This is a genomic window from Paenibacillus sp. URB8-2 (genome assembly GCF_013393385.1).
Lineage (GTDB): Bacteria > Bacillota > Bacilli > Paenibacillales > Paenibacillaceae > Paenibacillus_AQ.
Genome location: NZ_AP023239.1, coordinates 880,374 through 897,511, shown reverse-complemented (window position 1 = coordinate 897,511; position 17,138 = coordinate 880,374). Strand labels below are relative to the sequence as shown.

Below are 17,138 nucleotides of genomic sequence, written 5' to 3'. Positions count from 1 at the left end.
CTACGGTTTACCTCGGCCAGCGCTCCTCCTTGGACATCAGGGGCTCAAAAGCCTGATGAGGCTCAGTCTGATACCAGTAGGCAACCGACGCGACATCGTCCCGACGTTCGAACAGCCCTTTCTTATACACGCCGATCTGCTGGATCGTCACTTTCAAATCCTCATAGAACCGGATCGGGTCCGGAATATGCCACCGGTAGAAGCCCCGCATCGGCGGCGCGTCGTCGTTATGGTAGAGATTATGAACAGCCTCGTCATGGCTAGAGTAATAAGGGTAGCCCATATACGGCGTGCAGTAGGTGTTCTCGACGGTTCTTCCTTCCTTCTGGGTCGCGAAGCTCCAGGCGCCTCCGAAATAATCTTCGGTACCGGTGCCGCAGATGGTGGGAAACTCCTTATCGCCGTCGATATACATCTTGATTTCCCCTTCACCCCACCAGTACCGCTCCAGGGTCGTCAGCGCCATATAGGTGCCCACATAATGGCCGCGTCCTCTGACGTTGTCCAGAATGACGTAATCCTCCGCTTTGTTCGTCACCCGCTGCCGCTTCCACCGGGCATGGAAATACGCGGTATCCTCCGGCAGCTCGTCATGCAGGCAGTAATCGATTTGATAGAACAAAGCCGGTATCTGGGCCTCATGCTGATTCTCGATCACAATTACGGCCTTCTTGCGAAAAGGCATCGGAAAATAGCAGTTGAAGCCCCGGGTCGGATTTACGACGATGGCCTGGGAATTGACGGTACAGCCTCTTCCGAAGCCGCAGCAGAAGAAATCGCCGAGCGGACTTTCGACGGAAGGCTCGGTTTCATCGTCCCAATACATCCGCAGCACCAGATCCCGCAGCACGAAGATATCCGTCTCGGTATGATCGGTCACCGTGATCCAGATGTGTTCAATGACGCCGGGACCGTCGATTTCTGCCAGCGTAACCGTGGCTCCGGGCGCGACGTCCCGGATACAGGGCGAGCCTTTGCGGGAGGGGCCGAGATGGCTGGCCGCCATTCCCCCTTTTCCTTTGTCCCCGCGCGGATTCTCCGCGTTAATTGCCCGGCTTCGGCCGGATTTGAGCATGGGGAGAGCCGTAAGTCCTCCCATAAACGGATTCAAATTCATTTGTCAAAAGCTCCTTTCCATATAGAGGCATCTCCAGCATATCAGCCCTTCACGCCTCCAGCCATAATGCCCTCCATGATCTGCCGCTGAAAGACGGCGACGAAGATAATGATGGGCAGAATAATGATCCAGCCCATGGCGCTTACCAGGTCCCAGGGAACGGCGTACATATTGTCCCGAAGCGGTAGCTGCGTGATGGCCGTGGACAGAACCGAGATGCCGTTCGAGTAGAAGAGCGGCGTGAAGAAGTTGTTCAGGCATGTAATGAAGTTGACGATGCAGACTGTCGCCAGCGCAGGCCGCAGAAGCGGCACCGTGACGTAGTACATCGACTGGAAGAAGCCGCAGCCGTCGATGGCGGCCGATTCCTCGATGGAGACGGGGATATCGCCCAGGTAATTTTGCAGAATCAGAATGGAGAACGGCAGCAGGCCGCTGATATACAGCAGAATAAGCCCCGTGTACGTATCGTATAAATGTACGCTTCGCAGGAAGTCGTAGAGCGGCCGAGCCGTAACGACGTCTGGAATAAGCATGGACGCCAGCAGGAAGCCGACGGCGATCGTTAAGCCTCTGCTGCGGAACCTCGCGAAGCTGAAAGCGGCCATGACGGATACTATCATGCCGATCAGAATCGACAAGCCTACAATAATCGCCGTGTCCGTAATCTTCGGAAGCAGTCCGACATTATTGATCAGGTAGCGGTAGCTGTCCAGCGTCGGATGAGCCGGCCAATATTTGATCGGTTTGGAGAACAATTCTCCGGCGGGCGTAATGGATGAGACGAAAATCCACCACAGCGGAAACAGAATCAGGAAAGCGACGATCGCCGCCAGCCCCCACATCAGAAGGATCAGCGGCAGAGGCCTTGAGATTTTGTCAGCCATTGTACGGGTCCCTCCTTAGTAGTCCAAGCGCTTGGCCGCGGACATGCTGAGCCAGCTTAGAAGAGCCATGACCAGGAACAGCACGACCGCGATCGAAGCGGCATAGCCGGTATTCAGATTCGTGAACGCCTCGGTCGTTACGCGGTACGCGATCAGCGCCGTGCTTTCGCCCGGCCCTCCGCTTGTCATCGCATACACCACGTCGAACGACGTGATGCGCCACATCGTGAAGAAAATACTGAGAATCAGAATGTTTCGGGACAGCAGCGGCAGCGTGATTCGGAAGAACGAACCGAGCGCTCCGGCACCGTCGATCTTAGCCGCCTCGTACATATCGGCCGAAATGAACTGAAGGCCGGCCAGAATCAGAATCGCAAAGAAGGGAATGTCCTTCCACAAATCCACGCCGATAACCGCAATCCGGGCCGTATTCGTATAGATCAGCCAGTCCAGGTTAAACGACGAGCTGAACCAGCGGATGAAATCGTTGATCAAGCCGTACTCGTTGTTAAACGCCCACTTGGAAGCCATCGCAATGACGACCATAGGCATCGCCCACGGGAGCAGCACAATGGTGCGGAGCATCTTCTGCCCGCCGAATTTCATATTGAGTATCAAGGCAAGGGCGATTCCCAGAATGATATGTCCGATCATCGAGCCGACCACAAAGATGAGCGTAAATTGGATCGAGGTGATCATTTTGGAATCGTGGAAGATCTGGATATAATTCTCCAGACCTACGAATTTCCGTATCCCCTGAAGCAGCCTGACCTCGAAGAAGCTGATGCGAAAGGTTTCGAGAATGGGATAGATCGTCGTGAAGATCCGGATAATCAGCGCCGGAAGCACGAGAATCCAGGCGATGGTCAAATACTTTTTGCCTGCATACATATGAATACACCTTCCTTCGGACGGGATGCCCGGCATAGCCAAAACTCCGTCGGCTGTCCCTATGCCGGGCAAGGACCTTTTGTATCGTAGACTGACGCGGACGCCGGTTATTTATAGCGCTCGACCGCTTCCTGCGCCTTTTTGCAGAAATCGTCCAATGTGATTTTGTCCTGAATGTAGTTCTGGAACAGCGTGCCCATCTCGGAGATGAACTCCATGGTTTGCGGAAGCATCGGGCGTCCATGAACCTCGTTGGTCTGCTGGATCTCGGTGTAAATCCCCTTGATATCGCCGGAGACCGCTTCATTGGACGCCACATCCGCTCTGGCCGGATAACGGTCGAAATTCTTCCAGCCATTCAGTTCGCCGTCTTCGCTGGCCGCGTACTGAAGGAACTTGATGGCCGCCTCTTTATTCTTGGACGCCGAATTCAGCACATAGCTCCAGGAATCGGTGAAGATGCTCCGCTTCTCGAATTTGGGCATGTTGATCATGTGAATCTGATCCGGACCGTACCGGTTCGCCTGCTTGTAATCCGTTCCCGTTCCCCACATGAACACGGCCGCGTACTTCCCGTCGATGAACTTCTGGTTCATCTGCTCATATTTGTCCGCAATCTGATCTATCGGCGTTACCTTCCAGGTGTTCGCCATATCGTACATGAACTTGACCGCCTTCCGGCTGTTCTCGTTCGTCCAGTCCAGATAGTCTCCGCCGAACAGTTGAACGAAAGTGGCGACTTCATTGAATACGTAAGTCTTCTCCCAGGAGCCGCCGTATCCGTAATGGCCGTCCTTAGTCGTCGCCTTCAGGAAGTTCACGAAATCCTCCTCGGTGTCGATCGAGGTCATGCCTGCTTCGTCGAGCTTCTTCTGATCCACCCACAGCGCGAGATAGCCCGTATAAGTCGGCACGCCGATGACATCCCCCTTATTCGAGGTCAGCATATCCTTCATATAGCCCTGCGGCAGCTGCTTCAGAATGTCCGCCGTCAGCACCTTGTCCTGAAGCGGCTCCAGCCATCCGGCATTCTTGAAAGACGTCGCCATCTCATCATTGATCTCGAGAATATCCACGGAGCTGTCGCCGGAGGACAGGATCGTGGAGAGCTTCTGCTGGCGGGTGTCCGAGTCGGTCGGCGCGGCGACCCAATTGATCTTCACGCCGCTCTTCTCCTCCGTCTCCTTCAGCCATTCCTGAAAGTTGGGGTTCGTAGATTGGATGGTGTACAGGGTAATCTCATCTTTGCCGGAGGCTTGCGCCGGCTCCGTTCCGGCAGCCGGACTTCCCGTCTCCGAGACTGATCCGGAGCAGCCTGCAAGCACTGCGGATAGAGCGAGGAAGCCTGCCAAGATGACTGACGAAAATTTCTTCATACCATAACCTCCCTGTTTGAATATCTTGTAAGCGTTTCACACACTCAGTATACTAGGTGTACCGGAGACGAAAATACAGCCGCTGTTGATCAAAAATGTGTAAGATTGTGACCTGACCCGGGAGCCGGAGCGATCGCTCCATGAATCTCCCGCCGCATGATATACCTAAACCTTTGCATTTTCGCAAAAAAGGAGGACCGCCATGAAATACCGCAGCAGCATCCGTTACAAGCTGAGTGTATTCCTTATGGCCGCCATCCTTCTGCCCATAGCGGCATCCATTCTCATCTCATATATTTATACCAAACATTCGCTGAAGGAGGACGCCATCCGGGAGAACTCAACATCGGTCCGTCAAGGAGCGACCAGCCTCGCCAGTTTGTTGGGCGGGATGAACAGCATTTCGCTGTACGCCTATAACAACATCCAGATGCCGGGGAGCCTGTATAACATTCTCGTTCAGTATCACAACGATTTCATGGTCGAGAACAATATCTATACCGGTCTTCACGCCATCGAGCAATCCGCTAAGGATATCCAGCAGGTATATCTCTATTCCGATTTGACCGATCAGTCCTGGCTGCTCATCAACGGCTATTTGAAGCGGGAGGCCGGCAGCGTGGGCTTGAACGGCCACTACATTCAGCCTATAGACAAGAACGATCCTTATCTGGAGCCCCCCCACCTCTCGCACAACTACGGGATGGAGGAGTTCCCCTACAGTCCATCTAATACAGTCTTCACCGTTCATCGACCGATCTACCGCGCGCCCTTGAAAGAGCGGATCGGCATTCTGTCTATCGATTTCAAACTGGACGGATTTCGGGGCATTATGAACATGCTGTACGACAAAGGTAATGAGAACATCTACTTGCTGGACGATACCGGCACCGCGATATACAGCTCCGAAGACGATCTTATCGGACAAAAGCCTTCCTACGCCTGGCTGCAGCATGCGCGCTACACCTTCGACAGGTCGGGGCACTTCGACTGGAAAGAAGACAACGGCTTTCACGGCATCGTCGTCTTCGAGAAATTCGAGCTGATCGGCCGGGTCTGGATCGTCGCCAAGGAAATACCGGACAGCTATCTCTATAGCAATGCTTCCCGCGTGCTTAGGATCAATATGGTAGTCCTGATGTCATTTCTGCTCGTCGCCATCGCGGCGACGCTGTGTGTTTCGGTCTGGGTTACCGCGCCGATCAAGAAGCTAACCGAGTCGATCCGACGGATCAAGCTGGGCAAGCTGCATTTCGATCCGGATCTGGAACGCAGCGATGAAGTCGGGGTTCTCGGCAGCGCGATAAAGAATATGGTGGATACGATCGACAACCTGATTATGCGGGAGCTGAAGCTTGAACTGGCCAACAAGGACAACCAGTTGAAGGCGCTCCAGGCCCAGATCAATCCGCATTTTATCTTTAATACGCTGCAGTCCATCGGGTCCGTCGCGCTCCACCACAAGGTGCCCAAGATCTATGAGCTGACCTCCTCGCTGGGTCTGATGATGCGCTATAACATGAACACGGAAGAATCCGTCGTTCCGGTCTCCAAGGAAATCGCCCATGTGGAGGCATATCTCGAACTGCAGAAGCAGCGTTTCAAGGATAGGCTGTCGTATACCCTGGACATCGCGGAGAACGCCAATCTCGAGCTGCAGGTTCCCAAAATGATTCTACAGCCCATTGTCGAGAACTGCTTCAAGCACGGCTTTGAAGACGCCGCGCAGGCTGAAATTACGGTTGCCGCCCAGGCCGGCGAAGACCGGCTGACTCTGTCGGTTCTGGATAACGGGCCCGGTATTTCACTGGATCGCCTCTTGGAGCTCAACCGGAGGATCGGGCGGGAGGCATCGGGGCGTACCCCAGAGGGCAGCATAGGCTTGGTCAACGTAATATCCAGACTGCGTCTCTTCTTTAACGGAGAGGCCGAGGTGTCCATCAGCAACGCTCAGCCTTCGGGGCTGTCCGTCGTAATTATCATCCCTGTACGAAAGGAGCGGTTGCCTTCATGAAAGTTCTGATTGTTGACGACGAGACGGATGTACGGGATTCCATCCGGCTTCTTGTGGATTGGGAGGACTATCGGATCACCGATGTCCTGGAAGCTTCGGACGGGTCGTCGGCGATGACGCTGATTGAAAGCGAGCAGCCGGAGATTATTTTCACGGATGTGAAAATGCCCAATGTGGACGGAATGACGCTGCTTCAATGGATAGAGGACAACGCTCCCGATTCGAAGCGCATCGTCATCAGCGGCTATGACGATTATGCCTATATCCGCAAAACGATGATGCATGGCGGGCTGGATTATCTGCTGAAGCCGATCAAGCGCAGCGAACTGCTCGATGCGCTTCGCCGCGCGGTTGACACTTGGCTGAAAGACGAAGAATCGCGCAGGCTGAATATCCGAAAGGATGTCGAAATCAACAAGACCATGCCGATGTATTGGGATAAAATACTCTCAAACGCCGTTTCGCAGCCCGGATTCTATCCGACCGTCGCCAACGAGCTTCACGCTTCCTTCGGGTGGTCCGCGGTCCGGGAATGCCGGGTCGCCATGATGATTACCGATCCGCTGCCCAGAGTCGTGCTGGATAAATTCGGCGGCAACCTGGATCTGCTGTATTTTCTGATGGGCAATATCTGCAACGAGGTGATCGGCCCTCCGGAGAACGGTTATGCCTTTAAGCACGCCGATCCCAATTATGGACTAATCCTCCTTCTGACCGGGGACCTCACGGCGGCGGACGGGAAGCTGAGAGCCATGAATGACGCCTTGTACAAGGTGTTGCGCGCCCGTTTTCACTGTGCTTGCAGCAGCACGACGGCGTTCCCGCATCGGCTTCACGACGGATTTGAGCAGATGCTGCAGGCGGCTCGCGGCGTGTCCTTCCTGAAGAATACGGACCGGATTCATTACGAGGGCGATACGCCTCCCCCGGTCCCGGCCCAAAGGATCGCTCTCGCCGACTTCGCCAATCCCCTTACGGCCGCGGTCCACAGAGGTGAGCCGAGCCGGATCGGAAGCGCGGTCGCCAAGTGGATACAGACGGTAGGGGAGCTGGAGGCGGTTACCTGGGAGCAGCTGAAATACTGGCGGTATGAGTATGAGCTGCTTCGCGGCCGTCTGCTCAAGGACACGGACCGGACGGCGGATACGCCGGCCCACGCATCGTCTCCCGGACTGTTCCCGATCAGTCCGGACAGCCGGCTGTCGCTGGAGGACTGGCGCCGGGAGTGGACCGACGACTTGTGCGAAATCGCCAAAGCGCTGAAGGAAGCCAGCCTCAGGGAATACGACGTGATCCATTCGATCAAGCAGTATATCGACGCCAATTACAGGGAGAACCTGTCGCTTCAGGATATCGCGGGACAGTTCTTCTTAAGCCGGGAGTATGTTTCGCGGAGGTTCAAGCAGGTGTACAACGAGAATCTTTCGGATTACCTGGAGCAGGTCCGGATCGAGCAGGCCAAGCTTCTGCTTGCGAACGGACAGTACAAAGTGTCTTCCGTCGCCGAAATGGTGGGCTATCAGGACGGGCGGTACTTCAGCAAGATCTTCGGCAAGCTGACGGGAATGACACCGAGGGAATGGAGAAAGGAAGCCGGACAGGAAGCCTGAACACCGAAACCTCCCTGATTATAAAGTACGATTGGCTTCGATGATAATATTTTCCTTGGGATCGATTGTTATTTCCGCCCGGCTGTCCACCCTTACAATTTTGAGCACTGATAGGCAGTAACGTCACGGAAGAGCAATTCCGTGCCTTTCAGAAGCAAATTGCGTTGTTTGCACAGCTTGACATTGAGGATGAGCAAGTTCTAAAAACAATTGCTCCATCAGGTAATTGAAAAGATAGAAGCCCATCAAGATGGCTCTATCAAGATTCATTATAATATCGCCCACCCTCAGGGATTGGGCGATTTATTTCAGGGGGCTTAATCGGAAGCCCCTTTCCATTTAAGTAACACTGAGCACTCCACATGTGTTGTGTGGCTATCACGGATGGAGTTATGAATCTATCATGCTGCCGTATGCCGCGGCTTGTGCAAAAAAGCTCCGCCATGAAAACGGAAGACACAAAAATCGGCCTTATGCAATAGTTTTTGTCTTTATCAGTGAGGCCAAAAAACAGCGAACTGCAACACAGACACGGGTACGATATAGCCACCTCCTCGGGTCTGTTAGGCATGCAACTGATTTGGTACTAATAGAACAGTCCTAATCATATTTTTATAAAAGAAAACCATAAGAAGGAGGTTAAGTTAGTTGACAAAAGTTAAAGTTAGTTTACGGCCCATTGTTGGTAAGATAAATTTACCTACTGTTTTGAAAACAGCTATACTTCCGGGTGACTCAATGGAAAGATTATTTATTGCAACACAGGTAGGAGAGATCTTTTACATTAGAAACGGAGTTATAAGGACTTTTTTAGATATTCGCCCGCGAATCATAAAACTAGGTTTTTCTGGTGGTAGATATGATGAACGGGGATTGCTAGGGCTAGCGTTTCATCCCGAATTTTATTATAACGGTCTGTTTTATCTTCATTATTCAGTAGTTGGAACACAAGGTCCAGGTGCTCTTCCTAGTTCAGAAGTTTCAAGACAAGGTCTTCCTGAATTTTTCAAGCCTAACCCGTGTGACCCCAGAACCTTAAACTTAAAGTGGATAAATAGAGAAATTCAATATGATCATATTGATACAGTTGAAGAATGGATTTTACAATCGAATGGTCAACCTCAAAAACGGCGGACATTACTTCATTTAAGAAGACCATTTTTTAATCATAATGGTGTCAATAGCCTGAACTTTTCACCTGAAACAAGAAAACTTGTTTTAACAACCGGAGATGGTGGATCAGGCTATGATCCATTTAATTTAAGCCAGGATGATATGGAAATCGCCGGTAAAATAATTGAAATTGATGTAGCTAAGAATACATATATCAATAATCCACCGGTAGTCACACGTTTTAATGAACTTCCCGCACCTATTCAGGAAACGCTTACGGTAATTGCCAAAGGGGTTCGCAATATACCGGGCATTTCATTTCAAAGGTTTTATAACCAGTATATCAAATATGTAGGAATTGTCGGACAGGATCTGGTAGAGTCGATTTTTTCATTCGTTCATTATAAATCAATACCGGTTCCTCAGCTTATTCAAGCTTCTTTAATGAAATCTGAACCTGACCAAGAAGGATTTATTAATTTTGGCTGGCGAGGGTGGGAAGGTGCTTTTCCCACTTCGATTATAACCGGCTGCTCTGCAAATCCAACTTTAGAAGAGAAAACAATTGCCTATTACAATGATGCAGTAAAAACTTCAGTGCAGCGTATTCAGCCTCTAACTAGTTATTTTCATAAAGATCCAAGGCCGGATAAGTTTGGAGGAACTGCACTTACGGGAGTCCAGTCATATATGGGAAATGGAATTCCCAATTTAACTGGAAGCGTTGTGTTTACCGATTTTGCCCGGAATGAAGAATCTCAACCTCCGAATCGAGGGGTTTTAGCTTATACCAGGGTAAGACCAGATTGTAAACTAAGTGATTTTAGTGTTATTGAAACCGATTATAATTTTGGGTCTCAATCAGCTTATTATGCTAGTTTGGGAACGAATCTGGATCAAACCAGACTATATTTAGGGGTTTATGGCTCTATGAACGTGACTGATTTAAACCAAGGTACTATTTTTGAAATTGTTCCATGATTCATAAAATATAAAATAAACGAGAGAGCAATCCTGCTCTCTCGTGCCTTCCCTTGTCTGTGGGAACATATAAATATGATTGTACTCATGCAAAGCGATTAACATCTTACATGCTTGCGTTTGAAACCAAGCTGCCCTTTTTCTACCGCCTTTTGAATACTTTCGGAAGCGAGCAAGATACTGCTTTTCTTCTTGTCCCGTTTAACTTCTACTGGGCCTACTGCCTTAGCGGTCTCGACCGCCTTATCATGGAGCGGCAGATAGGATACCCCTACTGTGTACATAAAATTATTCATCGAAGATTTCGTTCGTTCGGGAGAATCGTGGATCGTCTTTCCCACAATCTCCAGCATGTTAGCGATTTTGCTTTCGGCAAACTGAGCGTCCGGCCGACTGCCCAAAAGCCAGCAATAACAACTCCATCCCGCTGACATTCTTAGCTCTTCGCCGCTTGCGATCCATTTATCGGCAACTTCTTGCGCAATACCAGTTTCCGCCAAGGTTACCGCAACCACGAAATCGGACAGCATGTAAAAATAAGCCCCATCCATCCAACGCTCAAAATCCGCCTCGGTCATCGCTTTCGGATCCGCAATGATGCCAGCAAAGTACATGGCGTCGTAGTTGCCTGTGGCGTAAAGCTGCTCAGCCAAAGGTTGATTGATTTTGATTTTCCTGGCTATAGGCTTCATAGCGCCTGTCGCCACGCCAAAAAGCGGTTCGTGCGCTCCATTGGACAAGTACATTTTTTTGAGTCGTTCCTTGCCGAGAGCTTCAAGCTCCTGCATGACTACTTCTAAATTCATGGTTTGACACTACCTCCTAACTTTAGGCAGAAAGCAAGCAAGACATCTTTACTTCCCGTTCCAAACCAACAGTGTGCAGCACTCCACATTTGTGGATAACACAATATAGACAACTCCCGATGTGGCAGTATTCGATTGCTTAACAGCATCCACCAGTATTTAGACCCTTAGCGAGCCACGGAACCCTCTAGCAGCATAATAGGATTCTGCTCCATTGTGGTACATGAAGACAGTGTCATAGCGACGATCGCAAAAGATGGCCCCGCCGAGTTTTCTAATACTAGCGGGTGTTTTCACCCAGCTCGAAGTTTTCAAATCGAAGTTTCCAAGTTTCTGCAGCTCCCGGTATTGTTCTTCTGTTAAAAGTTCAATATCCATGGCAGCTGCCATTTCTATCGCATTGTTTTGCGGCTTATGTTCTTTCCGTGACTCCAGCGCTTCACGGTCGTAACAAACACTTCTGCGACCCTTAGGACTTTCCGCTGAACAATCGTAAAAAATGTAATCGTCCGTCTTATTGTCATGACCAACGACATCCGGTTCGCCGCCAGTTCTCTCCATTTCATAGAGCGACCATAATTTATCTGTTTGAGCTTCGAGCTTTGCTTGTACATTAGCCCATTCAAGACCTTGATGGCGGTTCATGTTTTTCTCAAAACGTGCTTTCAATATTTTGAGTAGTCCTTCATGTTGTTCCGGAGATAACTCCTTGTTACTGCTCATGGGACTCGTTGTCATATTAATTTCTCCCTTCAAATATGCTACTCCCTCACCAGCAACACACAGCACTCCACATGGCTCGTCTGCGGGAACATATCGACAGGCTGGACCCACTGGATGGCATAGCCGCCGTCCAGCAGCACCTTGCAGTCCTTCGCCAAGGTCGAAGGGTTGCAGGAGACATAGACGAACCGGTTCGGCTTGGTGCGCAGCACCGCCTCCAGAAACCGGGGGTCAAGCCCCGTCCGGGGAGGATCGGCGACGATGACGTCCGGGGTCAGACCGGCCTTGGCCCAGCGCGGCAGCAGCTCCTCGGCGGCTCCGGTATGGAAGCTGACGTTGGCGCGGCCATTGCGGGCCGCATTCTGCTTCGCATCCTCCACCGCTTCCGGGATCGTCTCGATGCCGCGCACTACTTTGGCATACGGCGCAAGCCATAGCCCGATCGTACCGGTGCCGCAGTAGGCATCGACTACCGTCTCCCTGCCGGTCAGCCCGGCAGCCGCGCGCACCGATTCGTACAGCTTGACCGTCTGCTGCGGATTCAGCTGGAAGAAGGCGCGCGGCGACAGCGAAAATTGCAAATCACCCAGCGATTCTTCCATCGTGTCTTCGCCCCACAAGGTAATCGTCCGCTCTCCGAAGATTAGCGGGGTCTTCTTCGGATTGACATTCAGGGCGATGCCGGTTACTTCCGGCAGCGTTAAGCGAAGAAGGCGGATCAGGTCGTCCTGGCGGGGCAGTCTGGCGCTGGCCGCGACAAGCGTCACCTGCAGATGGCCGGACTGAAATCCGTGCCGGACCACGATGGTCCGCACGCCGTCTTTGGCGCCGTTCTCCTTATGCAGCGGAATCCGCATCTCTTCCAGTACGGATTTTACTTTCTCCACCGCGCTGTTGACCTGCGGATGCTGAATTGGACAGCCGCTGATGTCGACAATATCGTGGCTTCCCGCCTCATATAGACCGGCGATGACTTCATTCCCCTTCCGCTTCAATTGAAGCTGAGCCTTATTGCGGTAATCCCAGGGATGTTCCATTCCGAGCATCGGTTTGATTTTGACTTCTTCCAGACCGGCATAGCGTGAGAACGCCTCGCGAACGAGCTCCGTCTTGGCCCGAAGCTGGCCTTCGTAGGAGATATGCTGAATCTGGCAGCCGCCGCAGATTCCGAATACCGGGCAAGGAGGTTCGATCCGGTCGGGAGACCTTTTCTCCACCTCCAGCAGCCGGGCCTTGATGAACTTCGGCTGAAGCTGCGTTACCTCGGCTTTCACTACTTCATCCGGCAGCGCCCCGTCAATAAACACGGCCTTGCGCCGGTAATATCCGATGCCTTCGCCGTTAATGCCGAGCCGCTTGACCGTTACAACGATACGATCCCCGGGGCGAAGCTCCTCGGCATGCTCCCGTCCCGTGGCTGCAGCTGGCCGGGAATCCCCTGCCTGCTTGCGTCCGGCAAAGAGCTTGTCCGGATTCTGCCGCCGGCTTCGCTCTTCCTGTGCTTTACCCGTTACGGCACGGCCCTTATCACTTCTCATGCGGTCTTTACCGGACCCGGCGCGTACGCCCCCCGGCTGTTCCTTATATGATGATGTTCCCTTGGAGGGACGCTTGTGTTCATTCATGAAGGTTCTCCATCCTCTTCGCTTTTTCGTGTCCACTATACCATGATGCTTGAAGGAAAGCCATCGCCAAGGCAGGCGCCGTATGCAGAAAGAAACGGCTGCGCCTCTTCCCAAGAACGGCAGCCGTTTCCCGTATACACTTTCATATTTTTCACTGTTCGAACCATTCCCTTGCCTTCTCGCGGTGTTCGTCTTTCACATGCATGCTGATGCTTTTATAAGCCGCCCAGAACGCGGCCGCGTCGTCCGTGAATCCCAATACGGCGATGAAGTCCGGAATGATATCAACCGGAAGAACAATGTAGGCAAGCGCTCCGATTGCCGTAAGCTTGGCCGTAATCGGAGTCTGCCGGTCCATCGCGCAATAGTACATGGCAACCGCCTCACCCGCAAAGGGGATTTTCGCCGCATTCTTCTTGATCTTCTGCAAAAAGCCTTGCTTCACATACTCCTCTTGCTTGGCCTCGCCGCCAATCCTGGAGAGCCAGCGGCCGATATCCGGCGCCGCCTTCCCGGGAGTCTCCGAAGCGTTCTCCGAACCGGAAGCAATCTCCGCAATGGATGATGACGGCGGCAGAGCTGCGCTGCCGAAGCTGCGCTTGCACGCCCCGCATAGAGCTTCGCCGAACCGATCCGTCTCCACATTATTCAACTGTCCGCAGTATGGACATTCCAATGTCTTGATCATGGCGCAACAGATGCTCCTTTCCCAAAAGGTTGAGCCGCGCGCTTTTCCGCCGCCCTGCGGCAATTGCGGATTTACGCGCTCATTATCTATCACCCATTATTCGCCCCGCTGATTCCTCATCCCAGGATTTGTACGATTTGAATGTCCCGGTTCCGGCTAAGATCAAGCAGGGAATCATCAATCTTAACCAGGGGATGCAAGTCGTCAAAAGAGTTAATATGAATCACTTCCGCCACACGGCCGTCTGAAAGCAGCACTTGTCTTCCCAGCATGGCATAAATGAATTTATCCAGAAGAAGCGAGACGATTTCCGGATTCAGTTCTCCAAACGAGCCTTGACGCATCAGGGTTACGACATGATAAAAAGGCATGGAATCCTGGTGCGGCCGCTTGGACGAAATCGCGTGGAACACATCCGCAACCGCGACGATCTGGCTGAAAAAATCGATCTCCCCTTTTTTCAAATGCAAAGGATACCCGGAGCCGTCCAGCCGTTCATGATGCTGCAACGCGACAAGCATGACACGCGGACTTAACCCGATGGTGCCTTTGAGTATTTCATATCCGTAGATGGTATGCCGCTTCATTTCATCGAACTCTTCTTTTGTCAGCTTTCCGGGCCTCAGCAGAAGCTCTTGTGGAATCCTAACCTTGCCAATATCGTGAAGGGTGGCCGCCAGCGACAGCAATGCCAGTTCCGATTCCTCCAGATTCAGCCACTGCCCAATCATCGTGGATAGCACGCCTACGCCGATATTATGCTGATGCGTGTATTCATCCTTGGCTTTAACGGACTCGAACAGTTCAAATAGATCAGGGTGCCTGGAGATTTGGCGCACCACGGGGATAAACTGGTTCTTGATTTCGATTAGGGGCACCTTGCGGTCGAAATTAAGCCGGTCAAATAAATATTTGGAATAATGAGCAGCCTCTTGGATCAACTTTGAAGGAGAGTCAGGTGTATGCTGCTCCTCTTTTACAGCTTGTACGACGACATCGAAGGGGTTGATTTCATGCTGCTGAAGTAAACGGAGAGTAGCCGGATTGAGGACCGAGTCGGCAGGCACCAATACCGCGCCATTTTTGTTCACAATGTCAAATTTCACTTTTTTACCCGACAAATGTTCGAAAGACATCTTCATCAACTCCGTTTTCTGCCAAACGCGTACAAGTAACATTGACACTGATGGCCTGACTTGCTGGGCAGTAGATTCTTGGAACTATTATGCATTCGTTTATAAAAATCCAAGTTAAGGAAATCAAGCATCCTTCTTTACGATACAGGTAAATCTCGTACCTGCCAATACGTTTATGGAAAAATTACGGAATTACTGCTTACCGCATTCACTTGCGGGAACCCTTCTGAAATACAATCGAATAGTACGTATCTGTCCAGATATCCTCATGGACCCTTTCCGCACCACAGGCATCCAAATAAAGCTTCATCGTCTCAAGGGGGATACGGTGGCCCGGCTTGCCGTCTTCCCGGGGATGCAGCCACTCCACGACAAGTCCTCTGCCACCGGGCTTCAGGACCCGGCACATTTCCCGTATCCCTTCTTCGGGAGACTGCAAAATATGCAAAAGAAGCGACGCGATAGCCACATCGACCGAGCCATCCGCCAGCGGAAGATGCTCCGCCGAGCCTTCTGCTACCTCAACATTGGCTTTTTCCAAATCACGAGCCCGGCTGCGCAGCACATCGAGCATCACAGACGAAGAATCTACCGCATACACACGCCCCTTCGTCCGCCCCGCGGCAGAGAAGGTAAAATAGCCTCCACCCGCGCCGATATCCAGCACATCGTCATGGTTCCTTACCCCTGCAAGGTCGAGCAGCCGTTCCGGAGGCATTCCGCCTAACCGCTCCTGCGATTCCAGCCGCTTAAGTCCCTCAAGTTCCTTCTTGTGATCGTTCATGGCGGCTCCTTTCCTTGTTATCCGTTATATTTCCTCCCTTGAACAAGCCGAACATGCTCCGCTCTGGCTTTGGGATCTGTAATGTTCAAGGCATTCACTTTTGCGTGGATGGCATCCACATGTTCAGGTGTGAAGATCGGTGTGGAAAGCTCCGATTTTAATCGGGCTATTTTTCGCTGAAGAAAATCGTATAATTCCACATCGTAAACAATAAGCTCATCCGAACCGATCTTGCGGAGCTCCGGATCGATGCTAAATCGGCATCTCATCGTAAAAGAAATCATCGAAATATATTTGGCCGCTATAAATTCGCCTAAATGAGCTTCAAGTGCCTTGATGTGTCCATAATTTTGCATTAGAGGATTATACATTTTATAACGGTTGCTGACGCTCCAATATTTATCTTTGCGCCCGCCCTTGATTTCGCCGTTATAATTCTTGGTTTCGATGACAAATAATCCGTACGGCGAAATGACAAAGTGGTCAATTTGGGAGTACCCTCTCCCGGATTTGTGATTCGGCAGCAGGAGATCGCTTAAATGCCTGCAGTCCTTGGGCAACTGATCGAGTTGAATGTTAATTTTATGCTCGCCCAGTTCTCCTATGCGCGTGGATTCAACTTTTCCTGAGTGTGTTTTGGTTGGAGCGTTTTTCTTCGAAACGTTGGTGTTCCCCTGTCTCTTCCGGGGCTGATCTTGTTTAAATAACGCCAGCAGCTTGCTTAACATGTCGATGACTCTCCTTTAAAAAAATACCGTCACCTTCCATACTGAACTAAAATTAACGGACTTGCTCGAACATTCCTTCAATTATTACTTTCGGTTTTCCATGGTAATCCTCGATAACTTCCTGCAGACTCCTTTCATTCCAATCCGTAAACAGTTCTCTGCAGGATTCCAGGCTGTAATAATAACGTTCAATCGGATGCTGTTTCGGCGCTTCGGTATCGTTAACCGAGTTCAGGCGAACGAAAAACAAACCTCCAGGCTGCAGCATACGTCCGATTTCTCCGATGATCCGGGTCATCGAATCCTTTTTAAAATAGTGCAAGGACAGACTCGAAATAACCGCATCAAAGGACTTGTCCGCAAAAGGAAACGGGTACCGTGTGTCATGCAAGACAAGGGTCGCTTCCGGCAGCTTATCCCTGACTAGGGCAAGTGCCGCTTGCGAGAAGTCGGTGGCGGTCACTTGATAGCCATCTTCCACAAGAACCCGCGTATCGCTTCCGCTTCCACAGCCGATTTCGAGAACCGGCTTACCATGTATCTCATTAAGATACGGTTGGTACCTCCGCAGCCAGGATGAAGCATTCTCAAACTCTTTACCTTGTATCCGATTAAACACTTGATTCCAGTAAGCTTGTGGAGTTATGGATTGCAATTCG

General features: G+C 51.4%; 15 protein-coding genes. 3 read left to right on the top strand and 12 right to left on the bottom strand.

The window, feature by feature from the left end; translation table 11 throughout:
• Positions 1–7: 7 nt before the first annotated feature.
• From PUR_RS04140 to PUR_RS04125, 4 genes are all read right to left on the bottom strand, one after another.
• A complete protein-coding gene (locus PUR_RS04140) occupies positions 8–1,117 on the bottom strand; it encodes a glycoside hydrolase family 172 protein (protein WP_197970124.1) in 1,110 nt (369 codons plus the stop codon).
• A gap of 41 nt (positions 1,118–1,158) precedes the next feature.
• Complete coding sequence (locus PUR_RS04135; RefSeq protein WP_179034153.1) at positions 1,159–2,004, bottom strand: carbohydrate ABC transporter permease; 846 nt, start codon at positions 2,002–2,004, stop codon at positions 1,159–1,161.
• Between the two features lie 15 nt (positions 2,005–2,019).
• Positions 2,020–2,895, bottom strand: coding sequence for a carbohydrate ABC transporter permease (locus PUR_RS04130; protein WP_179034152.1), 876 nt, complete (start codon positions 2,893–2,895; stop codon positions 2,020–2,022).
• A 107-nt stretch (positions 2,896–3,002) separates the two neighbouring features.
• Entirely contained in the window at positions 3,003–4,271 is a 1,269-nt protein-coding gene (locus PUR_RS04125) for an ABC transporter substrate-binding protein (protein ID WP_179034151.1), read from the bottom strand.
• A gap of 202 nt (positions 4,272–4,473) precedes the next feature.
• Between PUR_RS04125 and PUR_RS04120 the strand changes: the two genes are divergently transcribed.
• The 3 genes from PUR_RS04120 to PUR_RS04110 all read left to right on the top strand — a co-directional run bounded on the left by PUR_RS04120 (position 4,474) and on the right by PUR_RS04110 (position 9,989).
• Positions 4,474–6,285, top strand: a complete 1,812-nt coding sequence (locus PUR_RS04120; protein WP_179034150.1) for a cache domain-containing sensor histidine kinase — start codon at positions 4,474–4,476, stop codon at positions 6,283–6,285.
• Positions 6,282–7,895: a response regulator transcription factor gene (locus tag PUR_RS04115; RefSeq protein ID WP_179034149.1), complete on the top strand. Its 1,614-nt coding sequence runs from the start codon at positions 6,282–6,284 to the stop codon at positions 7,893–7,895. The genes PUR_RS04120 and PUR_RS04115 overlap by 4 nt, the downstream gene beginning before the upstream one ends.
• A 648-nt stretch (positions 7,896–8,543) precedes the next feature.
• Entirely contained in the window at positions 8,544–9,989 is a 1,446-nt protein-coding gene (locus tag PUR_RS04110; RefSeq protein WP_179034148.1) for a PQQ-dependent sugar dehydrogenase, read from the top strand.
• Positions 9,990–10,087: 98 nt separating this feature from the next.
• Here the strand turns inward: PUR_RS04110 and PUR_RS04105 are convergent, their stop codons facing one another.
• The 8 genes from PUR_RS04105 to PUR_RS04070 form a co-directional block, all read right to left on the bottom strand.
• Positions 10,088–10,795, bottom strand: a complete 708-nt coding sequence (locus PUR_RS04105; RefSeq protein ID WP_179034147.1) for a DNA alkylation repair protein — start codon at positions 10,793–10,795, stop codon at positions 10,088–10,090.
• 159 nt (positions 10,796–10,954) lie between these two features.
• Positions 10,955–11,533: a DUF4256 domain-containing protein gene (locus PUR_RS04100; RefSeq protein WP_232101710.1), complete on the bottom strand. Its 579-nt coding sequence runs from the start codon at positions 11,531–11,533 to the stop codon at positions 10,955–10,957.
• Between the two features lie 23 nt (positions 11,534–11,556).
• Positions 11,557–13,143, bottom strand: coding sequence for a 23S rRNA (uracil(1939)-C(5))-methyltransferase RlmD (gene rlmD, locus PUR_RS04095; protein WP_179034145.1), 1,587 nt, complete (start codon positions 13,141–13,143; stop codon positions 11,557–11,559).
• Between the two features lie 151 nt (positions 13,144–13,294).
• A complete protein-coding gene (locus PUR_RS04090) occupies positions 13,295–13,831 on the bottom strand; it encodes a YkvA family protein (RefSeq protein ID WP_179034144.1) in 537 nt (178 codons plus the stop codon).
• Positions 13,832–13,947: 116 nt separating this feature from the next.
• Positions 13,948–14,967, bottom strand: coding sequence for an HD-GYP domain-containing protein (locus tag PUR_RS04085; RefSeq protein ID WP_179034143.1), 1,020 nt, complete (start codon positions 14,965–14,967; stop codon positions 13,948–13,950).
• A 208-nt stretch (positions 14,968–15,175) separates the two neighbouring features.
• Positions 15,176–15,751 (bottom strand): class I SAM-dependent methyltransferase, encoded by a 576-nt coding sequence (locus PUR_RS04080; protein WP_179034142.1) that lies wholly within the window; start codon positions 15,749–15,751, stop codon positions 15,176–15,178.
• A 17-nt stretch (positions 15,752–15,768) separates the two neighbouring features.
• Positions 15,769–16,479 (bottom strand): nuclease-related domain-containing protein, encoded by a 711-nt coding sequence (locus tag PUR_RS04075; RefSeq protein ID WP_179034141.1) that lies wholly within the window; start codon positions 16,477–16,479, stop codon positions 15,769–15,771.
• A 52-nt stretch (positions 16,480–16,531) separates the two neighbouring features.
• Positions 16,532–17,134, bottom strand: a complete 603-nt coding sequence (locus PUR_RS04070; RefSeq protein ID WP_179034140.1) for a class I SAM-dependent methyltransferase — start codon at positions 17,132–17,134, stop codon at positions 16,532–16,534.
• Positions 17,135–17,138: the final 4 nt, after the last annotated feature.